The organism is Flindersiella endophytica (assembly GCF_054779015.1).
This window is the reverse complement of sequence record NZ_BAAGYY010000023.1, coordinates 154847-160967: the sequence shown is the minus strand read 5'-3', so window position 1 is coordinate 160967 and position 6121 is coordinate 154847. Positions and strand designations below refer to the sequence as shown.

4 protein-coding genes and 1 riboswitch are annotated in these 6121 nt (G+C 69.8%); of the genes, 2 read left to right on the top strand and 2 right to left on the bottom strand.

Annotated elements, in window-relative coordinates; translation table 11 throughout:
• Nucleotides 1–122: 122 nt before the first annotated feature.
• A complete protein-coding gene (locus ACYVF6_RS25100) occupies nucleotides 123–737 on the bottom strand; it encodes a Maf family protein (RefSeq protein WP_460524970.1) in 615 nt (204 codons plus the stop codon).
• A gap of 18 nt (nucleotides 738–755) precedes the next feature.
• Between ACYVF6_RS25100 and ACYVF6_RS25095 the strand changes: the two genes are divergently transcribed.
• Nucleotides 756–1973 carry an ADP-ribosylglycohydrolase family protein gene (locus ACYVF6_RS25095; RefSeq protein WP_460524969.1) on the top strand — a complete coding sequence of 406 codons (1218 nt, stop codon included), beginning with the start codon at nucleotides 756–758 and terminating at the stop codon, nucleotides 1971–1973.
• 249 nt (nucleotides 1974–2222) lie between these two features.
• Here ACYVF6_RS25095 and metE read toward each other — a convergent pair whose 3' ends face one another.
• Nucleotides 2223–4484 (bottom strand): 5-methyltetrahydropteroyltriglutamate--homocysteine S-methyltransferase, encoded by a 2262-nt coding sequence (metE, locus tag ACYVF6_RS25090; protein ID WP_460524967.1) that lies wholly within the window; start codon nucleotides 4482–4484, stop codon nucleotides 2223–2225.
• 43 nt (nucleotides 4485–4527) lie between these two features.
• A riboswitch (cobalamin riboswitch) is annotated at nucleotides 4528–4753 on the bottom strand.
• 68 nt (nucleotides 4754–4821) lie between these two features.
• Between metE and dgoD the strand changes: the two genes are divergently transcribed.
• Nucleotides 4822–5967, top strand: a complete 1146-nt coding sequence (gene dgoD, locus ACYVF6_RS25085) for a D-galactonate dehydratase (protein WP_460524966.1) — start codon at nucleotides 4822–4824, stop codon at nucleotides 5965–5967.
• Nucleotides 5968–6121 lie beyond the last annotated feature (154 nt).

Here is a 6121-nt window from a genome sequence, read left to right as displayed (position 1 = left end):
GACGAAGATCGCCCGTATGACCGATACGAACGACTCCGCCCGCCTTGCCAGCCCGGCGCCATGACCGTCCTCGCTATCCGCCGACACTTACAGGACACCCCCTAACCGCCGGCGGCTCGCGGCTACCTGTTCCAGAGGTCGGGCCAGAACACGCCGAGGTCGGCGAGCAGGCGGCGTAGCAGCGGCAGCGAGAGGCCGACGACGTTGTGGTGGTCGCCTTCGATCCGTTCGACGAACGGGCCGCCGAGGCCGTCGACGGTGAAGGCGCCCGCGACGACGAGCGGCTCGCCGGTCGCGACGTAGGCGTCGATCTCGGCGTCGGTGACGTCGGCGAAGTGGACGACGGTCGAGGCGGTGGCCTCCGCCGTTCGGCCGCCCTGCGCGAGGTCGATCAGACAGTGGCCGGTGTGCAGGGTGCCGTGGCGGCCGCGCATGGCCTGCCAGCGTCGCTTGGCGGTCTCGGCGGTGCCCGGCTTGCCGAGGATCTCGCCGCCGAGCTCGAGGACGGAGTCGCAGCCGAGCACGAGAGCCCTGTCTCCGTTGAGCTTCTCGGCGACGGCGCCGGCCTTGCGGCGGGCGAGCTCGAGCGCGAATCCGGCTGGTGTGCCGGCCTCGACGTCGTCTTCGTCGACTCCCGAGACGAGCACGTCCGGCTCGATGCCGGCGGCACGCAGGGTGGCCAGCCGGGCGGGTGAAGCCGAGCCGAGGACGAAGCGAGGTGTCGGGTGTTCCTCCATCGGGGCATCCTAACCGCGATGGACGACTTCACAGATCCGGCGACGCTGCTGCCCAGTGCTTATCCACCCCCGGCGGCTCCCTCATATGCGGCTCCGCCGCGTGGCGCCCGCCCCTGGCCCACCCCACTCCTTCTCGAGCTGGCGCAGCGGCGCGAGTCCGGCTACGACGTGTCGGCGGTGGCCGAGCGGCTGCGCGCCCGGCCGGGCACGTCGCCGGCGTGCGATGTCCGCAAGGCGCTGGACGAGCTGGCCGGCCTGGCGCGGTCGCCGACCTGGCCGTACACCGAGCCGGCGACGTACGAAGGCATCCTGGACGAGCTGCCGCCGGACGACACTGTGAAACCGGCGCTCGGAACCGCTGAGCTCCGCGACCGCATCAACGCCGGCTGGCTGGGACGCTGCGCGGGCGCCGGCGAGCTGCCGTCGGCAGACCTCGACTTCACGGTGCTCAACCTGCGGATGCTGCAGCGCACGGGCATGGACTACCGCGCGTCCGACATCGCCGACGACTGGCTGCGGCTGCTCCCGTACGCCGCCTTGACGGCGGGCGAGCAGGCGGCCTACCGCAACCTCGTCAACGGCGTCGGTCCGCTGCGGGCCGCGACTGTCGACAACCCTTACAGGGAATGGATCGGCGCCCAGATCCGCGGCGACGTCTTCGGGTACGTCCGGCCGGGGCAGCCGCGGCGGGCAGCGTTGCTGGCCTACCAGGACGCCTCGCTGTCCCACACGGCCAACGGCATCTACGCCGAGATGTGGTCGGCGGCGCTGGTCGCGTCCGCGTTCACCGCGGGCTCGCATCGGGAGGCGGTGCTGACCTCGATCGCCCACGTTCCTCAGCGCTCACGACTGGCCGAAGCCTTGCGCTGGGTCGTCACCGTCTGGGACAGCAAGCCGGGCTGGGACATCGCGGTCAGCCGCATGCACGAACGCCTGGACCGCTACCACTGCCAGCACGCGATCCGGAACGCGGCGGGCTGCGCGCTGGCGCTGCTCCACTCCGGCGACGACTTCACCACGGCGATCGACCGGGTACGCGAGCTGGGAATGGCGACCGCCTCCAACGCCGCCACGGTCGGCTCGGTGGCGGGCGCCTTCGCCGGGCGAGCCGGCATCCCGCCACACTGGACCACCCCACTCGCCGACCGGATCCGAACGGGACTGTCCGGCCTGTCGAGCCTCAGCATCAGCGACGCCGCCGACCAGGCCTTCGCGCTGGCCCGCACCTACGCCTGAGCGCTAATGACCACGTTAACCACGGCTTTGGCTGGTTAACGTGGTCATTAGCGCCTCGCCACGCCACTGGGTGCCTCGCCACGCCACTGGGTGCCTCGCCACGCCACTGGGTGCCTCGCCACGCCACTGGGTGCCTCGCCACGCCACTGGGTGCCTCGCCACGCCACTGTGCGCCTGGCCACGTCCCGGGGCGTGGTTAACCCGCCAAATGCGTGGTTAACGTGGTCATTCGCGCCGGTGTTCGCAGGACTACAGCTCCGCCCGGACGAGCCGCGCCGCCTCGACGAGGTTGCGCAGGGCGGGTGTCACTTCGGGGTAGCCCCGCGTCTTCAGGCCGCAGTCCGGGTTGACCCACAGGCGGTCGGGTTCCACCGCCGTCAAGGCCCGGCGCAGCCCTTCGGCCATCTCCTCGACGCTCGGGACGCGTGGCGAGTGGATGTCGTAGACACCCGGCCCGATCCCGCGTACGTAGCCGGCCTGGCGTAGGTCGGCGACGAGCTCCATCCGCGACCGGGCGGCCTCCACGCTGGTCACATCGGCATCCAGCTCGCCGATGGTGTCGACGATCTCGCCGAACTCCGAATAGCACATGTGCGAATGGATCTGCGTGCTGTCCGACACGCCCGACGTCGCGAGGCGGAACGCCGCGACCGCCCACGCGATGTACTCCGGCTGCTCGACCGCGCGCAGCGGCAGCAGCTCGCGCAACGCCGGCTCGTCGACCTGGATGAACCGGATCCCCGCTGCCTCGAGGTCGTGGATCTCGTCCCGCAGCGCAAGCGCGACTTGCCGCGCGGTGTCGCCGAGCGGCTGGTCGTCGCGGACGAACGACCAGGCGAGCATCGTCACCGGACCGGTCAGCATCCCCTTCACGGGCTTGTCCGTCCGGGACTGGGCGTACGTCGTCCACTCGACGGTCATCGGCGTGGGCCGCGACACGTCGCCGAACAGGATCGGCGGCCGGACGTAACGGGTGCCGTACGACTGCACCCAGCCGCGGTCGGTGCTGGCGAAACCGTTCAACTGCTCGGCGAAGTACTGCACCATGTCGTTGCGCTCGGGCTCGCCGTGCACGAGGACATCGAGTCCGAGCTCCTCCTGCAGCGCGATCACGCGATCGATCTCGGTACGCATCTTGGAGCCGTACTCCTCGGCGGTGATCCGCCCGGCTCGCAGGTCGGCCCGCGCCGTACGAATCTCCGGCGTCTGCGGGAACGACCCGATCGTCGTCGTGGGCAACGGTGGCAGGCCGAGGCGGTCGGCCTGTTCCTTGGCCCGGTGCGCGAACTCTCCGCGCCGCGAGCCGTCGCCCAGTGCTGCCAGCCGCGCCCCGACGCGGGCGTCGGTGACGAGCTCCTGTCCACCGAGCCGGGCCGCCTCGGCCGCGCCAACCTCACCTTGCACGGACTCACGGCCCTCGGTCAGCGACCGCCCGATCAGGGCGACCTCGGCGACCTTCTGCCGTGCGAACGCCAACCGGCCCCGCAGCGCGAGGGGCAGCCCGGTCTCCAGGTCGAGGTCGAAGGGTACGTGCAGCAGCGAGCACGACGTGCTCACCACCAGCTCGCGCACCGACCCGAGCAGCGAGGCCGCCGTTGCCATCGCGGCCGGCAGGTCGGTCCGCCAGACGTTCCGGCCGTCGACCAGCCCGGCGTACAGGACCTTGCCGGCCAGACCGGCACCGGCGATCGCCGGCAGGTCCGCCCGTCCGGAGACCAGGTCGAGCCCGATCCCCTCGACCGGTGTTTTCGCCAATCTGGGCAGGGCTTCACCGATCGCGCCGAAGTACGACGCGACCACCAGCCGCGGCCGCCGGGACAGCGCGCCCAGGCGTTCGTACACCCGGACCAGCGCCGCCAGCTCGGCCTCGGAACGATCCGCTGCGAGCACGGGTTCGTCGAGCTGCACCCAGCCGGTGCCGGCATCGGCCAGCTGCTCGAGCAGCGCGGCGTAGACCTCCACCAGCTCGTCCAGCCGATCCAGCGGCTGGAAACCGGACGGCGCGTCGTCGGACGCCTTTGCCAGCAACAGGAAACTCAGCGGCCCGACCAGCACCGGCCGCGTGTCGATGCCGAGCGCCGCCGCCTCGCGGTACTCGTCGACCGGCTTGGTGCCGGCCAGTCGCAGCGGCGTCGCCGGCCCGATCTCGGGCACGAGGTAGTGGTAGTTGGTGTCGAACCACTTGGTCATCTCCAGCGGCGGGGTGTCGCCGTTACCTCGCGCCATCGCGAAGTAGCGGTCGAGTTCGTCGCCGATGCCCTGGAAACGTTCCGGCACGGCACCGACCAGGCAGGCGGTGTCGAGCATGTGGTCGTAGAACGAGAACGTATTGGATGGAATCTGGCCGATACCGGCATCGCGCAGCGTGGTCCAGGCCCGAAGCCGAAGCTCGGCCGCGACCTGGAGCAGCGCTGTCTGGTCGGTCTTGCCGGCCCAGTAAGCCTCGGTGGCGCGCTTGAGTTCACGGCGCTCGCCGATGCGTGGGTAGCCCAGAACGGACGTGGTCGTCATGCGGAGTCCTTCCCTCGAGAACTCGGTGCGTGGCCGCAGACCGGGCGGTCTGCGGGCGCTGGCAGGTCTTCGGACTCGTGAGCGCTGCGGCTCCGGCGGAGCCACCTTCCTAATAACCGTCGCTTCCCAAACCGAACCCAAAGGCGGGCCATGCTCAGTGCGTCGTCACGGCGTTCGTTCTCACTTACCGCTGCGGGGCAGTCCCGGAGTCGCACCGGGTTCCCTCTTGCCTCACCTCGTCAAGGAGGTGAACCAGTCGCAACGTCGACTCTATCGCGCAGGTAGCGTTGCGGACGGATGTGCCTGCGTACGCCGAGGCTGACCAAAGGAGCCGACGTTGAAGATCACTCGCCTGACGACCTACCTCGTCACGCCACGCTGGTGCTTTCTGCGCATCGACACAGACGAGGGAATCGTCGGCTGGGGTGAGCCGATCGTCGAGGGCAGAGCACACACCGTGGCCACGTGTGTCGACGAGATGGCCGACTACCTCGTCGGGCAGGATCCCTTGCGGATCGAGGAGCACTGGCAGGTGCTCAGCAAGGGCAACTTCTACCGCGGCGGGCCGGTGCTCTCGAGCGCGGTCGCGGGCATCGACCAGGCTTTGTGGGACATCGCGGGCAAGGCTTACGGCGTTCCGGTCTACCAACTGCTCGGCGGGCACGTTCGGGATCGCGTCCGGATGTACGGCTGGATCGGTGGCGACCGGCCCGACGAGGTCGCTGATGCGGCGCTGAAGATGAAGGAGAGCGGTTTCACCGCGATCAAGATGAACGCCGGAGGCGAGCTGCGGCGGATCGACACTGCCGGCGCCTGCCAGGCGATCGCGGATCGGGTGGGTGCCGTACGCGAGGCTTGCGGGCCTGAGTTCGACATCGCGATCGACTTCCACGGGCGGTTGACGGTGGCGATGGCGCGGAGGGTGCTGCCGCTGCTGGAGCCGCACCTGCCGTTCTTCGTCGAGGAGCCACTGGTGCCGGAGATGTCGCCGCATCTCGATTCGATCTGCTCGTCGACCTCGGTGCCGATCGCCACCGGAGAGCGGCTGTTCTCGCGGTGGGACTTCAAGCAGATCCTGGGATCCGGGGTCGCCATTGTGCAACCGGACCTTTCGCACGCCGGGGGGATCTCGGAGGTGCGGCGGATCGCTTCGCTGGCCGAGGCGTACGACGTGGCGCTGGCGCCGCACTGCCCGCTGGGGCCGATCGCGCTGGCGGCTTCCCTGCAGGTGGACGTGGCGTCGCCGAACGCGTTGATTCAGGAGCAGAGCCTCGGCATTCACTACAACCAGGAGTCGGATCTGCTCGACTATCTGGTCGACAAGTCGGTGTTCGCGTTCAGGGACGGCTACGTCGAGCGGCCGACGGGGCCGGGCCTTGGGATCGAGATTGACGCGAAGGCCGTCGAGGAGGCGGCGAAGGTCGGGCACCGGTGGCGCACGCCGATGTTCCGCAGGGACGACGGATCGCTCGCCGAGTGGTGAGGTCTGGTTTCTTCTTGGGCCTGTCCCAGGGGTTGCGGTTTGCTTTTGTCGGGCGTGGCCGGTGGATTGGTGGCGGCGGCGGAGTTTGTTTCGGCGGCCCCTCCAAAGTCAAGACGCTGTCTCACGGCGGCGGGCGCATCGTTTTTCGGTTTGC

Coding starts and splice junctions, on each gene's coding strand:
- ACYVF6_RS25100 (WP_460524970.1), bottom strand. CDS start 737: ATGGAGGAACACCCGACACCTCGCTTCGTCCTCGGCTCGGCTTCACCC.
- ACYVF6_RS25095 (WP_460524969.1), top strand. CDS start 756: ATGGACGACTTCACAGATCCGGCGACGCTGCTGCCCAGTGCTTATCCA.
- metE (WP_460524967.1), bottom strand. CDS start 4,484: ATGACGACCACGTCCGTTCTGGGCTACCCACGCATCGGCGAGCGCCGT.